Raw genomic sequence first — 16569 nt, 5'->3', positions numbered from 1 at the left:
CCGAAAGTTCTTTGATAGGAGTAAAAGATGCGTGATATTCAAGATTTTGACAGCCTTATGATAAAGCTTGCTTCACCGGAGGCCATCCGTGCATGGTCATACGGTGAAGTAAAAAAGCCGGAAACCATAAATTACCGCACGCTTCGTCCCGAAAAGGACGGATTGTTTTGCGAGCGGATATTCGGTACCACAAAAGAGTGGGAATGTTATTGCGGAAAGTTTAAATCGGTACGCTATAAGGGCGTTATCTGCGACCGCTGCGGTGTTGAAGTAACGCATTTTAAAGTCCGCCGCGAGCGCATGGGGCATATCGAGCTTGCCGCCCCCGTATCGCATATTTGGTACTACCGTTCGGTGCCCAGCCGCATGGGGCTTTTGCTCGACTTGCAGGTTGCCGCTCTTCGTTCGGTTTTATACTATGAAAAATACATCGTCATCGATCCGGGCGACACCGACTTAAAAAAGATGGAGCTTTTAACCGAAGACGAGTACATGGAAGCTCAGGAGCGCTACGGCGGCTCTTTTTCGGCGGGTATGGGAGCCGAAGCTATCAAAACCCTGCTTGAAAACTTAAACCTCGACGAACTTGCCGCGGAACTGCGCGCAAAGATGATAGAAAAGGGTGCAAAAAGCGATAAACACCTTTTAAAACGTATTGCGATTGTAGAAGATTTCCGCGCATCGGGCAACAAGTGTTCGTGGATGATTTTGGATGCCATTCCGGTTATTCCGCCGGAACTGCGTCCCATGGTTCAGCTTGACGGCGGCCGCTTTGCAACCTCGGACTTAAACGATTTATACCGCCGCGTTATAAACCGCAATAACCGCTTAAAACGGCTTATTCAATTAAACGCCCCCGATATTATCATCTGCAACGAAAAGCGTATGCTTCAGGAAGCGGTCGACTCCCTGTTCGACAATTCCAAGCGCAAACGCGTTGTAAAGGGCGCATCCAACCGTCCTCTTAAATCGATATCGGACATGCTCAAGGGTAAGCAGGGGCGCTTTAGGCAAAACCTTTTGGGTAAGCGCGTCGACTATTCGGGACGCTCGGTTATCTGCGTCGGCCCCGAATTAAAGCTGTGGCAGTGCGGACTTCCGACCAAGATGGCCCTCGAATTGTTTAAGCCCTTTATTATGAAAAAACTCGTCGATAAGGGTATTGTCTTCAATATTAAAAAGGCGAAAACCCTTGTTGAAGAAGAATCGAGCGAAGTATTTTCTATCTTGGACGAAGTGGTGCGCGAGCATCCGGTTATGCTGAACCGCGCTCCGACGTTGCACCGCCTCGGTATTCAAGCCTTTGAGCCCGTACTTGTCGAAGGAAAGGCAATCCGCCTTCATCCCCTTGTATGTCACGCATTCAACGCCGACTTTGACGGCGACCAGATGGCCGTTCACGTGCCCCTTACCCAGGCGGCGCAGATGGAATGCTGGACCTTAATGCTTTCAGCCCGCAACCTCTTGGACCCTGCAAACGGTAAAACCATTGTGTATCCGTCTCAGGATATGGTTTTGGGTATTTACTATTTGACTAAAATCAAGCCTTCGGGCAAGGGAACGGGCAAGCGCTTCAGCAGTGAAAACGAAGCCCTGCTTGCAGCCGAATCCGGCAGCATCGATTGGCAGGCCGAAATAAAGGTGCCCGTGCAAAAAGCGCCCCACAACGGCGAAGTGATTTCGACCACTGCAGGCCGCCTTGTCTTTAACGATGAATTGCCTGCCGAAGCTGAATTCGTAAACAAGCTTTTAGGCGATAAAGAATTAAAGCGCTTGATCGAAAAGGTACATAAAACCTGCGGCCCCTGGCTTACGGTTAAAATGCTCGATGCGATAAAGGCCGTCGGCTACCGCTATGCAACCTTTTTCGGTGCGACCATTTCGATGGACGATATTTTGGTGCCCGAAGAAAAACCGGTAATGGTGGACAAGGCCAATAAAGAAGTCGATTCGATTATGAAGCAGTACCGCCAGGGTCATATCACCCAGAATGAACGGTATAACCGCGTTGTCGAAGTATGGTCGAAAACCAACGAAGAGCTTACAAACGTTATGATGAAAAAGCTCGAAAACGACAAAGAGGGCTTTAACACGATTTACATGATGGCCTCATCCGGTGCGCGCGGAAGCCGCAACCAGATTCGTCAGCTTGCGGGTATGCGCGGTCTTATGGCCAAGCCGAACGGAGACATTATCGAGCTTCCGATCCGCGCAAACTTTAAAGAAGGTCTTTCGGTTATCGAATTCTTTATTTCCACAAACGGTGCGCGAAAGGGTTTGGCGGACACCGCTTTGAAAACCGCAAACGCCGGTTACCTTACCCGCCGTCTGGTCGATATTGCCCAGGACGTCGTTATTAACGAAGAAGACTGCGGTACGATTAACGGAATCGAATATTCGGCGGTAAAAGAAGGCGACGATATTATCGAGCCTTTGAAAGACCGCATTGTCGGCCGTTATACCTTGGAACGCGTACTGCACCCGATTACCGGAGAGCTTTTGTGCGACGTAAACGAATATATAGACGACGATTTGGCCGAAAAAATAGATGCAGCCGGTGTTGAAAGCGTCAAACTGCGCACCGTTTTAACCTGCGAATCCAGGCACGGTGTATGCTGTAAGTGCTACGGCCGCAACCTCGCGCGCAATAAAATAGTCGAAATCGGAGAAGCCGTCGGTATTATTGCCGCCCAGTCGATCGGACAGCCGGGAACCCAGCTGACCATGCGTACCTTCCACGTCGGAGGAACCGCCTCTAAAATCAGCGAAGAAAACCGCATCGTCTTAAAATATCCTGTTCTTGTGCAAAATATTACGGGTACCCATGTCGTTATGAAGGACAAAACCAAACTCTTTACCCGTAAGGGCGTTATGGAAGTAACCCATATTTTGCAGGACTATACCTTCGGCAGCGCAAATCTTTTGGTGCAGGACGGAGACCGCGTATTAAAAGACACACCGCTTTTTGAAGCAAAGGGCAAACAAACCCTTGCTCCCGAAGCGGCGCGTATTATTATCCGCGGCAAGCACCTGTATTTGGCAAGCGGCGATTTGAAAATCGAAATTAAAAACGGTTCTTCCGTTTCCGCAAATGTCGGCGACTATGTTGAAGCGGGGCAAACCCTTGCGACCTTCGACCCCTTTTCGGATCCGATTATTGCCGAAGTGTCGGGCTATGTTCACTATGAAGACATTATTCCCGGTTCAACCCTTTCGGAAGATTTGGACGAAGAAACGGGTAACATTGAAAAGCGTATTACCGATTTGCATTTGGACACCAAACAGCCGCGTATTTTGATTACCGACGAAGCCGGTAACGAAAAGGGAAGCTATTATCTTTCGGGAGGAGCGGTTCTTTCGGTTGAAGACAAGGCAAAAATTTCGGCCGGAACGCCGCTTGCAAAAACCTTAAAGGAATCTTCAAAAACAAGCGATATAACCGGCGGTTTGCCGCGGGTAGAAGAACTGTTTGAAGCGCGCAAGCCGAAAAATCCTGCCGTTTTGGCGCAAATTACCGGAACCGTGCAGTTTAAGGGTATTACAAAGGGCAAGCGCGTTATTGCGGTTGTCGATAAATACGGCAAGGTGTTTGAACACCTCGTACCGATGACCAAGCGGCTTTTGGTGCGTGACGGCGATACGGTCGATGCGGGCGAACAGCTGTGCGACGGATCGGTCAGTCCCCACGATATTTTGGCTATTTTGGGCGAGCACGCACTGCAAACCTATCTTATGGATGAGATTCAGCAAGTGTACCGCACTCAGGGTGTAAGCATAAGCGATAAGCACATCGGTATTATTGTCCGCCAAATGCTTCGCAAGGTTGAAATCGTTGCCGTCGGCGACACGAATTTTATATTCGGTAAGCAGGTGGATAAGTATAAGTTCCACGAAGAAAACAAGCGCGTTCTTTCCGAAGGCGGACAGTCGGCTATTGCCCGTCCGATGTTTCAAGGTATTACAAAGGCATCGCTCAATATCGATTCCTTTATCGCCGCGGCTTCGTTCCAGGAAACAACCCGCGTATTGACGAATGCCGCCATTGCAGGTTCCGCCGATAAGCTTCGCGGCTTAAAGGAAAACGTCATTATCGGCCACCTTATTCCCGCGGGTACGGGTATCCGAAATTACCGAAACGTCAAGCTTTTTGACGAAAATACGGCAGACCTTGACGTACAAATGAACGAAATACTTGAGCGGCGCAAGCTTGAAAAGGCTTTGGAAGCTCAAATGGAAGAAACCTTATACGAAACGGAAAACGAAGAGGATTAAATCCGTCTTGACAGGAGCTTTCGGTATTTGATATACTGTTAAGACCCTGTGTGCGCTAATGCCGCGCAGGAACGGAGCCGAAAGTTTAACAGGTATTTTTAGCCGGAGTGCTGGCCGGTTTAGTAAATAGGAGAATAAGGCAGATGCCTACAATTAATCAATTGATCCGTCAGGGTCGTAAATCGGTAGCGAACAGAACGAAGTCTCCCGCGCTTCAGTCCTGTCCGCAAAAACGCGGTGTTTGCACGCGTGTTATGACTTTTACGCCTAAAAAGCCGAATTCGGCACTTCGTAAAGTTGCCCGTGTGCGTTTAAGTAACGGAATTGAAGTAACCGCCTATATCCCCGGCATCGGGCACAACTTGCAGGAACACTCGGTTGTGCTTATCCGCGGCGGGCGTGTTAAGGACCTTCCCGGTGTACGCTATCATATTATTCGGGGTACAAAAGATACCCTCGGTGTTGAAGACCGCAAGCGCGGCCGCTCAAAGTACGGCGCAAAACGGCCTAAGGCATAGGAGGAAGTAAATGGGAAGAAAAAATAAGAGCGTAAATCGTCCCGTTTTACCCGATTCACGCTATAACAGTACGGTCGTATCGAAGTTTGTAAGCCGCATGATGCTCGACGGTAAAAAGTCGGTAAGTGTGCGCCTTATCTATGAAGCCTTCGATACCTTAAAAGCGAAAACGGATAAAGATCCTTTGGAAGTGTTTTTAAAAGCCCTCGATAACGTAAAACCGATGGTGGAAGTAAAATCCCGCCGCGTCGGAGGTGCGACCTATCAGGTGCCGATTGAAATCCGCGACAGCCGCCGCGAAGCCTTGGCTATGCGCTGGGTTATCGCCGCCGCACGCAGTAAAAGCGGACGCGGAATGGGAGAACGCTTGGCATCGGAACTTTTGGATGCATATAACAACACGGGTACCGCTTACAAGAAAAAAGAAGATACCCACAAAATGGCCGAAGCCAACAAAGCATTCGCTCACTACCGCTGGTAATTTTATTTGTACCGGCAAGGGGCGCATGCTCCGTAACGAGGCTGTCTGAAACACGGGTTTTAGGCGGCCTTTTTTTATGCTCTGAGGGGATGAGGGGGCTTTTGAGATATAAAAGTTGACAGTTTAGTAATAGTGCTGTATACTATTAATGTTCCCTTTTAGGGAACTTTTAAAAAGGTGCGGTTGTATGAGGATTATTGCCAGAAAAACACTTGCCGAGTATTGGATAAAGCATCCGTCGGTAAAAAGTCAGCTGCAATCCTGGTTTAAGGAAACGGAAAAGTCCGATTGGCAAGGACCGGACGATATAAAAAAACGGTATCCGTCGGCAAGTTTTTTGGCGGATAATAGGGTTTGTTTTAATATCGGAGGAAATAATTACAGACTTATTGTGAAGATAAATTATGATTTTCACATAGTGTATATCAGATTTATCGGAACTCATGCAGAGTATGATAAAATCAATGCAGGAACGGTGTAATATGACTGTTAAATTAATCAAAACGGAAAAAGATTATAACGATGCGCTTAAAATGATAGATGGGTTATTTGATGCGAAACCCGATACCTCTGAAGGGGATATGTTGGAATTGCTTACTACTCTGGTTGAACTGTACGAAGCGCGTCATTTTCCGGTCGAAGGTCCTTCTCCCATCGAAGCGATTAAATTCAGAATGGAACAAATGCATTTATCTCAAAATGATTTAACTCCCTATATCGGAAATAAGTCGAAGGTGTCGGAAGTGCTTTCCGGAAAGCGGCCCTTAAGTTTGAATATGATTAGAAAACTTTCGGTCGGTTTGGGTATACCTGCGGAAACTCTTATTCGGCCTTATGATGTAAGTAAAACAGCATAGCGGTAGGTAGGGGGAAGCGGTAAGGGGCGCATGCTCCGTAACGAGGCTGTCTGAAACACGGGTTTTAGGCGGCCTTTTTTTATGCTCTGAAAGATAAAGGCAGCGCGTTTAACGGAACCTTGTATTTTGCCGAAATCTGTTGTATACTCTTTCCTATCTTTTTGGAGGAATTATGCCGTTGTTCAAGAGAAAAGAAGGGGCTGTAGAAAAAAACGACAAGGTGTGTGTATCGGACGGTGTTGTTTTTTCGCCGGAGAAAATGGAAAAACTGCTCGGCGAAACGGAAAATATTGCAATGAATTTAAAAACACGCATTGCGGGCGCTTCTCAGGTTATATTTAAGAATCTTCAGCAGGAAACGCAGTTTGCGGCTTTTACCGAAAGTATACGCTCCATGCTGGATTCAATCGTATCGGTACAGGATCAATTACGCGAAGTGAATAATTGCAGTTCTTCACTTGAAAGTACGGCGGAAAATGCAAGTAATTCGGTGGGTGAAATCATCGATTCGGTAAACCGCGTGGCAAACATTGTTTCCGACAGAATATCGGTGACATCGGAATTGACGAATGCGGTAGGCCGCGGTTCTCATAAGGTAAAAGAACTGTTTAATGTGATTGATAATTTAAATCAAAATATCGATGCGGTAAAAGATATTATTGCGGCGATTAACGATGTAAGTGCCAAAACGAATCTGCTTGCGATGAATGCGGCTATAGAGTCGGCTCATGCGGGAAAGGCCGGTTTGGGCTTTGCCGTTGTTGCCGGTGAAATACGAAAGCTTTCCGAGGCTACCGCCTTAAATGCCGCCGATGCGTCCAAAACGCTTAAAAATATGCTTGATGTCCTGCAAACCGCCCGTACAACTGCCGATGAGACGCGCGGTGCTATGGATATGATAGGCAATTCCGTTCAGGAGACAACGGGTTCCTTTGTTGAAATATCTTCGGAAATGAACAGGCTTGCCGATACGGGAAGTTCCGTGCGTAAAGCGGTACTTCTTGTTCCTCAATCGGCTGCGGATTTGAATATCAGGGCGGATACCGCGATGGAGCATATCAATCAAATCGCCGAAGAAATCGAAACCGATAAAAACGGTTTACAAAGTATGCAGCAAAGTTCTCAGGAAGTAAGTGCGCTTATGAGCAGCGCGCTCTTTAACATGAACAGCATTATCGACAGTACGATTGCCATTGAATCTTCATCAACTCAGGGTATCGATGTGCGTACGGGACAAACCCTTGCGGCGGCGAAAAACATGCCCTTTGCACTCATTGTCTTAAAGCACCTTTCCTGGGTCACGAGGGTACGAGCGCTGATTGACGGAAAAATAGGTGCTGAAGGCGTTGTTCTCGGCGATCACAGAAAATGCGATTTGGGACAGTGGATAGAAAAAAATGCCGGTTTACATGAGGGCTTGCAGGAGCATCCCGAGTTCAAAAAACTGACGGAAGACCACGAAGCCCTGCATGCGATTATACGGAAGGTGTTTGAGCGGATTAGGACTTTGTCCCGAACCGAGCTTGAAGGATATTACAGTGAAATGATTCAATATTCCGGTAATGTTATTGAAAGTTTAACGGCTTTGCGCGGTTTTATAGAGGGCGGCAGAAAAAAATCGGACGGTGCCGACGCATAATCTGCCGAAAAAGCGAAGACCCATATAATCCGATTACTTGCCTGTTTGCCTCATTTATGGTATTATGAGATATTCTTAATAAGGGTAAAAACACAGGGCCCTTTTAAATCAGGAAGGAATTTATGGAAAAATTATTCAGGATGACGGAGCGAAAAACAAATGTTCGCCGGGAAATCATCGCCGGAGTAACGACCTTTTTGGCTATGGCGTATATTCTGGCTGTAAATCCCTCTATGCTTTCCGCTACGGGGATGAGCGCTTCGGCCGTATTTACGGCGACGGCTTTGGCTGCCGCTATTGCAACGCTTGTAATGGCTTTTGCCGCAAACCTGCCGATTGCCTTGGCACCGGGCATGGGATTAAACGCCTTTTTTGCCTTTACCGTTGTTCTCGGCATGGGTATATCCTGGCAAACGGCTTTAACGGCGGTTTTATGTGAAGGTATTTTATTTATTATACTTTCAATTTTTAATGTCCGCGAAGCGATTATCAAAGCGATTCCCGCAAATCTTAAAAAGGCGGTCGCCGCCGGTATCGGTTTGTTTATCTGTTTTATCGGTTTTCAAAATGCGGGAATTATCGTGAACAACGATGCAACCCTTGTAGGATTGGGACATTTGACAAAAGGCTCGGCTGCGGTCGCTATGATGGGTATTGCCGTTACGGCCGTTTTGTTTGCCCTCAAGGTTCCCGGATCGATTCTTATCGGTATTTTGGTGACGACCATTATCGGTATTCCCTATGGCGTAACCGTTGTGCCGGAAGGCTGGGTTCCGTTCAGCATACCTACGGCTCCTCTGTTGTTTCAGTTTGATTTTTCGCATATTTTTTCGCTCGATTTTTTTGTCGTCTTTTTTACCTTTTTATTTGTGGATATCTTTGATACGGTCGGTACCCTTGTCGGTGTAACCAATGAAGCAAATTTATCCGATTCAAACGGTAATATTCCGCGCGTAAAGCAGGCATTGCTTGCCGATGCTATCGGTACCGCCGCGGGTGCCTGTTTGGGAACATCCACCGTAACCAGCTATGTTGAAAGTACGGCAGGTGTTGCCGCAGGCGGAAGAACCGGTATGACCTCTTTAACAACCGGTGTTTTGTTTTTGGCTGCTCTGTTTTTAAGCCCCCTGTTTTTGTTGGTTCCGGGGGCAGCTACGGCTCCCGCCCTCATTGTAGTCGGTTTTTTAATGTTCAAAGCTGTATGCGGTATTGTATTTACCGATGTAAGCGAAGGCTTGTCCGCCTTTATTACCATTGTGATGATGCCCTTTACCTATTCGATTGCCGAAGGTATTGTATGGGGCGTGATTACGTACGTGGTTATGAAGGCATTCACGGGTAAGGGCCGTTCGGTTCCCGTTTTTACCTGGGTATTATTTGCGGTCTTTATTTTGCGTTTGGTATTGATGGCGGTAATTAAAGTCTGAGCAGCCGCTTTATTGTAAAGGGGCCGAGGCTGTCGGAAAGCAAGCGGCTTTCGAGGCAGTCCGGCCTTTTTTTATTCGGTTTGAACCGTTCCTGTTTCAGGTATACGGCCCGTGCGTAAATAGGTTTCGTTTATAAACCGTGAATGATCGCCGCCGTATGCGACATTTTTATAGGTGAGAACGGTGTGCGATTTTTTTTGCAGATCGCTCATTTTTATTTTTACGGCCGTAAAAATACCGTTGATTGTATCGGTTTCAAGCACTTCCAAAAGTTTTGCAGGTTTTCCGTTTTTATCGAAATATTCAATCTTTAAACACATATGATTACGGGTATCGATATAATGAACCCTTTTTCCGTAAGCGCTTTGAATCAAAGGAAGGCTTTCGACAATCAGCATTTCGGTTCCGCTTTCCGAAAGCAGCGTTCCCATTATACGGTTGGTATCGTATGAGGGATTGCGCGGATTCATGTCTTCGGAATTGATATCCATTCCGAAAAAGGGCATGGCGCGCGATAGGGCCTTTATGCGGAATGGAACTGCGAAAAAGTTCATCATCACGGCCACATCGGGAAAACCGCCTTCCTTAGGCACACCTATAAGTATGCGGGTATCCTTATAACCGGGCGGTTCAATGAATTCGAGCATAACGGATACCCGCCCGTTTTTACGCAGCGTGTACATTGTGTAAGCCATGACGGATTTTTTACCGTTGTGCGAGCTTATGAGCGCTTCAACTTCGGCATAGAGGTTTTGCCTGCGGTCAAAGGGATCCGTTTGGCTCATATAGGAATTTAAATCGCCATTCCGAAAGATTTCGTGTGTTTGAGCTGTTTCGTTATCAGCGTTTTGTGTATGCAGTATAAAACCGGGCAGTCCGAAGGAAAAAAATATGCATAAAAGCGCCGAATACCGGATGCCCGGAAGTCGGCGTTTTTCCGTAAAAGACACTATTGCTCCCGTGTTTTTAGGAAGAAAATGCAACGGCTTCTATTTCAACGAGGCTGTCTTTGGGTAAACGTGCAACTTCAACCGCCGAACGTCCGGGAAAAACCGTTCCCGCAAAAAAATCGGCGTATACTTCATTCATTGCCCCAAAGTTATTCATATCGCTTAAAAAAACGGTTGTTTTTACTATATCGCCCATTGTGAGACCGGCTGCGGCAAGTACCGCTTCCACGTTTTTTAAGCATTGGCGTGTTTGTGTACGTATATCGGCTCCTGCAAAATTACCGGATGCAGGGTCGATCGGAAGCTGTCCCGATGTAAATACCAGATTTCCCGCTTTGATTGCCTGAGAATAGGGGCCTATGGCGCCCGGGGCTTTTTCTGTGTTTATTTGTTTTTTCATAATACCTCCGCCGTGTTATCGGTTTTCCTACAGTGTATCAAATTACGGGGCTTTGTGAAAGACGTTTGACCGATTTTGAAAAAAACGGTACACTATAGGTACACTATTGTATGCACGTTCTCACTGTGTTGAGAACGTGTCTAAAAAGTCAATCGAAAGTCGGCACTTTCTTCTTGACTTTTTATAGGAGGAGTATGAACGGTTTGTCGGAGGGAGGTGCGGGCGTACCGGCCAATTCGGCTTTTATGTACGCTGTCGGTGCTGCGGTTGCCCTCTTTATTGTGCTGGTATCCCTTGTTTTTGCCCTGAGTTCTTACCGTGCGGCTCTTGCAGCAGGAATAGATAAAAAAAAGATAGCTGCGGTTATACGCTCAAGTGCGGTATTTACCCTTATTCCGTCAACGGCGATTTTACTCGGTCTTATAACCATGGCCGGCGGTTTGGGAGTGCCGCTTTCGTGGATACGGCTTTCGGTTATAGGAGCCGTTCAATATGAATTGATTGCCGCAAACGCTGCAGCTTCGGCAGCAGGCATTGAAGCCTTGCTTTTAAAACTTTTAACCCCCAAAGTATTCGTATCGATTATAGTGGTTATGACCGTGTGTATTATTTCGGGTCCGCTTTTTAACCTGCTTTTTTTGAAACGTTACAACCGCGGCTTGCAAAATATGAAACAAAAAGATAACCGCTGGGGGAAATTGGTAGTCGCTTCAATGTTTATGGGTATGATTTGTACCTTTTTGGGCAATCCCGTCATTGCTCTGCGGATAAATCCGCGTACCGGTTTGATTTCGATTGCGGTGATGCTGATTTCCGCCGTTGTTTCGGCTCTTTGCGATTTTGCGGTAAAAAAGTACGGGGTAAAAAATCTTGAAGGCTTTGCCCTTCCTGTCAGTATGATAGCCGGCATGATTTTTGCCGTCTTCGCCGCCTGAAAAAGCTTCGGCAATATGAGGTTTGTATATGAAACGGCATAGTTTATCTTACGATGTGCATTTTACCGGGAGGCTGTGGACGGCCCTTTCTTTGGTTATTATCTGTGCGGTTCCGGCCGCCGTATGCGCTTATTTGGGAGTGTGGCCCGACGGAAAGCTCGTTGCCGCCGGTATTCTTAAGGTCGGTATTATCTATATTCCGATAGGAATTATAGAGGCGGTTACCTTCGGCCCGATTTTGGGACCGTCAGCCTCGTATTTGGCCTTTATTACGGGTAATCTTACCAATTTGAAAATTCCCTGCGCTTTAAACGCCCTTAAAACCGCAGGTTTTGAGTCGGGAACCGCCGAAGGCGAGATTTTATCGACCCTGTCGGTGGCGGTTTCAACCCTTGTTACAACCGCAATGCTGTGCGCGGGAGTCCTGCTCCTTGTACCTCTTACTCCTTTTTTATCTTCTCCCGTTTTGGCCCCCGCCTTTGCAAACGTTATTCCGGCCCTTTTCGGCGCCTTGGGTTATATGTTTATTTCCCAAAACTGGAAAATCTCCGTTTTACCGCTTGCCTTTGTGTTCATTCTCTATGTGAGTTTACCCGTGGGTATCGCCCAAACGATTTCGGGGGCCTTGATTCCCGTATCGGTTGCGGTTACGGCTGCCGGTGCACGGTTTTTATATAAACGTAATATCGTATGAGGCTCAAAAAGTATGAAAACCGTTGTAAAAGATAAAGCCGCAGACTCTGCGGTAAAAAAAAGCGGAAAAGCTTCGAAGCCCGCTTCTGTGAAGCGTGCTGCTCTGCAGCTTAGTTCTCCGGCCGAACGCTTGGCACATATATTGCGCATCCCCTCCGTGTCTTTGCCGGCAGAACGGGACACGCGTGAAGCCGATATAAAAAGCGATATTTTTGACACCCTGCATTCCGAATTGAAGCGCCTTTATCCGTCGGTTTTTAAAACCTGTGAGCGCATAAAGGTCGGCCGCTATCCTTTGCTTTTGCGCCTTCGGGGAAAAGACTCCTCCTCATGTATTGTTCTTACAGCCCATCAGGATACGGTACCCGCCCCTGAAAAAGGCTGGAACTACGAGCCCTTCGGCGGTGTTATTGCCGATGGAGCCGTCTGGGGCCGGGGCGCGATTGACGATAAGGGAAGTTTATGTGCAATTTTGGAAGCTTGCGAAACCTTGGCGGCCGACGGCTTTACTCCTTCAGTTGACATCTACCTTGCTTTTTCACACAACGAAGAAACGATGGGATGGGGAGCTTGCGCCCTCGTTGAGGAATTGGAAAGGCGCGCTGTTAAGCCCCTCTTTGTTTTGGATGAAGGAGGGGCCGTCGTTGAAAAACCCCTTCCTATGATGAGCGGCAAGGCGGCTATGATAGGCATTACCGAAAAGGGGGTTGCCGACATAGGCTTTTATGCACAGAGTACGGGAGGGCATGCAAGTACGCCGCCTCGAAAAAGTCCTCTGGGAAGGCTCGGCGCCTTTGCAGCTTCGGTTGAAAAAAATCCTCCCTTCAAAGCGCGTGTAAGTTCCGCCCTTTGCGCCATGTTGAGTTCATTATCAAAATGTATGGGATTTCCCTTTAATATACTGTTCCGCTTTCCCCGCCTTTTTGCTCCCCTCATACGGACGGTTTTTAAAGCGGCCGGAGGTTCCGCGCGCGCCCTGGTGCAAACAAGCTGCGCTTTTACGATGGCCCGGGGCTCCGATGCGGTAAACGTTCTTCCGTCAAACGCGTTTTTTACAGCCAACCTGCGCATTGCAGGCGGCGATACGACGGACGGGGTTTTAGCTTCTTTGCAAAAGCGCGCATCACGCTTCGGAGTCCGTGCGGAACTGCTTCGAGGGCATGAAGCGTCTCCCGAATCGGAATTAAACCGCGGCTGGAACCTTTTGTGCGCTGCCTTGGAAAAAGAGTTCCCGAATACTCCGGCCGTTCCCTACATTATGCTTGCTGCAAGCGATTCACGCCATTACTGCAAAATATGCTCCGCCGTCTACCGCTTTACTCCCTTTGAAATGAGCAATGTACAACGCGAGAGTGTTCACGGTATAAACGAGCATATGGAAATCGATAATTTTGAACGCGGAATCCGTTTTTATCGGGAATTGATACGGAGCGTATAAAAGAACGCAGAGGCGCAAAAAGATTAAGTATCTCTGAAAAGAGGGAGACATTCTTTGCGTTCTTAGCGCGCCTTGCGGTTAGACCAATGCGGTAGGAAATAATGTTATCTTTTAGGTTTCTCCGCCTCTTCGACAAATCTGAACGCTTTATTTTTCCAGCGGCCGCTGAGATAATAGGAGACGATAATGAGGCTTCCTGCAAACCAGCCCGCACCGTAGCACCAAAATATATTGTACCGTCCGCCGATATAATTGAAAAGGTAGGCAAGGGGAACACGTGCAACCAATAAAGAAACAAACGAAGCCAGCATGGGCATAAAGGTTTCCCCGGCCCCGCGCACGGTTGAGTTCAGGGTAAAGATAATTGCCAGTAAAAAATAGCCCGGCATAAGGCGTTTGATAAATTCTTCTCCCGTTTTAATTACCTCGGCATCCTGGGTGAATGCCATAAGCAGATAACGGCCGAAAATGGTAACGAGGATGCTCATTATAATTGCCGTACTCACCGAAATTATGAGTGCGCTGCGCACTCCTTCTTTTACCCTGTCCAGATTTTTTGCTCCGACATTTTGGCCGACATAGGTGGTAATAGCGTTGGCAAAGCTTAAGATGGGCATAAATACAAACATGTCGATTTTATTGGTTGCGCTGTAGCCCGCCATAAAAGCCGGGCCGTAACTGTTTACCAAGCGCTGCAAAACGATGGTGCCTACGCAAAACAAAAGATTTTGTATACCGGCCGGAAGACCTATTTGAAAACTTTGCAATAGGATTCTGCTGTCAAAACGCATACGGTGCGAAAAGAGACGGAAGATTTTAATTTTTCGGTTTATATATACTGCGCCGAAAATAAAGGATGTTCCTTGAGCTATAATCGTAGCCAAGGCAACACCGAATACCCCCATGTCGAACACGGTGACAAAGAGTAAATCGAGCACAATATTCAAGACGGTCGCGATACTTAAGAACAAAAGAGGCGATTTACTGTCTCCGATGCCCTGTAAAATAGAAGCGTTTATGTTGTAGCCGAACGACATGGCCGTCCCTAAAAAGATTGTACGCACATAGGTCACCGACATTTCCATGGTTGCACCTTCGGGGGTATGCATAAGGCGTAAAAAAGGTTCGGCTGCACCGATACCGCACAGGGTTATAATCAGGGCGGCAACAGACATACCGATATAAATAGTATCGACGGCCGTTCGAAGCTTTTCTTCCTGCTTTGCGCCGAAAAACTGCGAGACGAGAATGACGGCGCCCATGCCGATTCCCGCAAACATGGATATGAGCAAAAAAATAATAATGCCCGAATTGCCGACAGCCGCAAGGGCTTCAGATCCGATAAAGTTTCCGACTACAATACTGTCGACGATATTATAGGTTTGCTGCAAAATATTTCCGAGCAAAAGAGGCAGGGCAAATCGTGTAATGAGTTTTCCCGGATTTCCGGTTGTCATATCAATCATCGTCTTTCATCTTCTCCATTTTTCGTATGCGCTCGTTATCGAGGGTGATGCAGATGTTTTTTTCATGGTCGGGTAAAACGGTTCCCTTAGGTGCGTTTTTTGCCCGCCTTAAGTGTTTTACCTGCGTATAGTAGAGGTCGGCCGTTTTTGCACTGCGCGCCTTTGAATAAAAGACGGCCAAGTTACCCGCATCTATGAGGATTTCGAGAGGAACGGTTTTACCCCTTCTGTTTTTTATAAACACATAGCCGCCGCTGTAATCACGGGTATGCAGCCACCAATCAAGGCCTTTTACATGGTGACGCAAAAGCTCATCGTTTTCCGCGGCGTTCCGTCCTACAAGAATATGCCATTCGCCGATGGAAAAGCTTAATCCCGGATGTTTTTTGTCCCGTGCTTTTTGCGGGGCGGTTTGTTTTTGCAAAAATTGCCGTATGCGTATGGGGTTTTCTTCTGCGCATACCGTCTTATACGCCGATTCTACGTTTTGCAGTTCATGCCTTAAATCGGCAATATCTTTTTCCAAATCGCTTAAACCGCTGCGCGCTTTTTTATACCGCGCGTAATAGTCGGCGGCATTTTGTGCGGCGCTTTTTTTCGGGTCGACGGGTATGGAAACGGTTTGAGAGTTTTCGTAGTCGGTACACAGCAATACCTTCGCGCCGTTTCCCCCGATTAAGCGGGCGTTTGCCAGTATAAGGTCTCCCTGATGTTTCCATAAATCGGCATGCAAAAAAGCGGCCCTTTTTTCTTCAAGTTTTAAAAGGGCGCCTTCAATACGGCTTTTTCTTTGATTATAGGCTTTTTCCGCCTGTGCCAGCAGCAAGGTACGCGAAGATGTGTTACCGTATTCGGCGTACCAGAGGTCAAGCTGTTCGTTAAAACTGAGGGTTGTGATGTCGACATCTTTAAAACAGTCGGCATATTCTTCGGCGGTAAAGTCGCGTTTTTCAAAGTCTTTTTTCTTAAAGTCCCTGCCGGTTTCCGTTTTTGGCTGCCGGGCGGTATTATCCGCGGCAGGGGACGTTTTTTCGGGCAAACTGAATGTTCCGCCGCTTACCTCATTCCGCTTGGGACGCCGGTAAAAGACATCCAAAATGCGCAGGTTTTCGTCCGTAACGATGATGTTGGCCGCACCGCTCCATAAGCGCATAAACAATATATAGGGCGTTTGCGCTTGAATCAGTTTTACCTCTATAATGCGCTCGCTTCCGATTTGACGGCAGCTTTGTATTTTTGCGCCTTTTATGCGGCTTTTTAAAAATTCCATAAAGCGCAGCGGGGTTTTATTTTTGAGAATAGGACGTTTTGTTTCGTGTATGCGGCATTCTCCGGGTGCAAGGCATATGTAGACGGTTTTGGAAGATTTTTTGTATACGTATAGGGCAAGACTGTCGTAACCGGGTTGTACAATATTTTGAATAAAGGAATCCTCCAAATCGAGTTCGTCCAAAACAGCGTCTATTTCTTTATAATTTAAAGACATACACCCC

The 16569-nt window shown here is 47.3% G+C and carries 14 protein-coding genes; 10 read left to right on the top strand and 4 right to left on the bottom strand.

Annotated features, from left to right (window positions below):
- The first annotated feature begins 27 nt into the window (after positions 1-27).
- The 7 genes from rpoC (at position 28) to V1L52_RS10860 (ending at position 9194) form a co-directional block, all read left to right on the top strand.
- The gene (gene rpoC, locus V1L52_RS10890) at positions 28-4272 is read left to right on the top strand and encodes a DNA-directed RNA polymerase subunit beta' (RefSeq protein ID WP_428769577.1); all 4245 of its coding nucleotides are present in this window, start codon (positions 28-30) and stop codon (positions 4270-4272) included.
- Positions 4273-4415: 143 nt separating this feature from the next.
- A complete protein-coding gene (gene rpsL, locus V1L52_RS10885; protein WP_428769575.1) occupies positions 4416-4790 on the top strand; it encodes a 30S ribosomal protein S12 in 375 nt (124 codons plus the stop codon).
- Positions 4791-4800: 10 nt separating this feature from the next.
- Positions 4801-5271 carry a 30S ribosomal protein S7 gene (gene rpsG / locus V1L52_RS10880; protein WP_428769573.1) on the top strand — a complete coding sequence of 157 codons (471 nt, stop codon included), beginning with the start codon at positions 4801-4803 and terminating at the stop codon, positions 5269-5271.
- A 187-nt stretch (positions 5272-5458) separates the two neighbouring features.
- Positions 5459-5752: a type II toxin-antitoxin system HigB family toxin gene (locus tag V1L52_RS10875; RefSeq protein WP_428769571.1), complete on the top strand. Its 294-nt coding sequence runs from the start codon at positions 5459-5461 to the stop codon at positions 5750-5752.
- Position 5753: 1 nt separating this feature from the next.
- Positions 5754-6128, top strand: a complete 375-nt coding sequence (locus tag V1L52_RS10870; RefSeq protein WP_428769569.1) for a helix-turn-helix domain-containing protein — start codon at positions 5754-5756, stop codon at positions 6126-6128.
- Between the two features lie 172 nt (positions 6129-6300).
- Entirely contained in the window at positions 6301-7767 is a 1467-nt protein-coding gene (locus V1L52_RS10865; RefSeq protein WP_428769567.1) for a methyl-accepting chemotaxis protein, read from the top strand.
- A gap of 122 nt (positions 7768-7889) precedes the next feature.
- Complete coding sequence (locus V1L52_RS10860; RefSeq protein ID WP_428769565.1) at positions 7890-9194, top strand: NCS2 family permease; 1305 nt, start codon at positions 7890-7892, stop codon at positions 9192-9194.
- 71 nt (positions 9195-9265) lie between these two features.
- Here the strand turns inward: V1L52_RS10860 and V1L52_RS10855 are convergent, their stop codons facing one another.
- Positions 9266-9979, bottom strand: a complete 714-nt coding sequence (locus tag V1L52_RS10855) for an outer membrane lipoprotein-sorting protein (protein WP_428769564.1) — start codon at positions 9977-9979, stop codon at positions 9266-9268.
- A gap of 181 nt (positions 9980-10160) precedes the next feature.
- Positions 10161-10544: a RidA family protein gene (locus V1L52_RS10850; RefSeq protein WP_428769563.1), complete on the bottom strand. Its 384-nt coding sequence runs from the start codon at positions 10542-10544 to the stop codon at positions 10161-10163.
- 194 nt (positions 10545-10738) lie between these two features.
- Here V1L52_RS10850 and V1L52_RS10845 point away from each other — a divergent pair, with 194 nt between their 5' ends.
- The 3 genes from V1L52_RS10845 to V1L52_RS10835 are packed head-to-tail and all read left to right on the top strand — an operon-like array spanning position 10739 to position 13610.
- Positions 10739-11479: a DUF5058 family protein gene (locus V1L52_RS10845; RefSeq protein ID WP_428769561.1), complete on the top strand. Its 741-nt coding sequence runs from the start codon at positions 10739-10741 to the stop codon at positions 11477-11479.
- Between the two features lie 28 nt (positions 11480-11507).
- The gene (locus tag V1L52_RS10840) at positions 11508-12173 is read left to right on the top strand and encodes a hypothetical protein (RefSeq protein ID WP_428769560.1); all 666 of its coding nucleotides are present in this window, start codon (positions 11508-11510) and stop codon (positions 12171-12173) included.
- Positions 12174-12185: 12 nt separating this feature from the next.
- Positions 12186-13610, top strand: coding sequence for a M20/M25/M40 family metallo-hydrolase (locus V1L52_RS10835; RefSeq protein ID WP_428769558.1), 1425 nt, complete (start codon positions 12186-12188; stop codon positions 13608-13610).
- Positions 13611-13714: 104 nt separating this feature from the next.
- Here the strand turns inward: V1L52_RS10835 and V1L52_RS10830 are convergent, their stop codons facing one another.
- Positions 13715-15076: an MATE family efflux transporter gene (locus tag V1L52_RS10830; protein ID WP_428769556.1), complete on the bottom strand. Its 1362-nt coding sequence runs from the start codon at positions 15074-15076 to the stop codon at positions 13715-13717.
- Positions 15069-16562 (bottom strand): NFACT RNA binding domain-containing protein, encoded by a 1494-nt coding sequence (locus tag V1L52_RS10825; RefSeq protein ID WP_428769554.1) that lies wholly within the window; start codon positions 16560-16562, stop codon positions 15069-15071. Before V1L52_RS10825 ends, V1L52_RS10830 begins: the two co-directional genes overlap by 8 nt.
- Positions 16563-16569 lie beyond the last annotated feature (7 nt).

The sequence above is a fragment of the Treponema sp. HNW genome (assembly GCF_050320395.1).
In the GTDB taxonomy this organism is placed as follows: Bacteria; Spirochaetota; Spirochaetia; order Treponematales; family Treponemataceae; genus Treponema_C.
The sequence above is the reverse complement of the archived record's forward strand: the minus strand, read 5'-3'. Positions and strand labels throughout refer to the sequence as shown.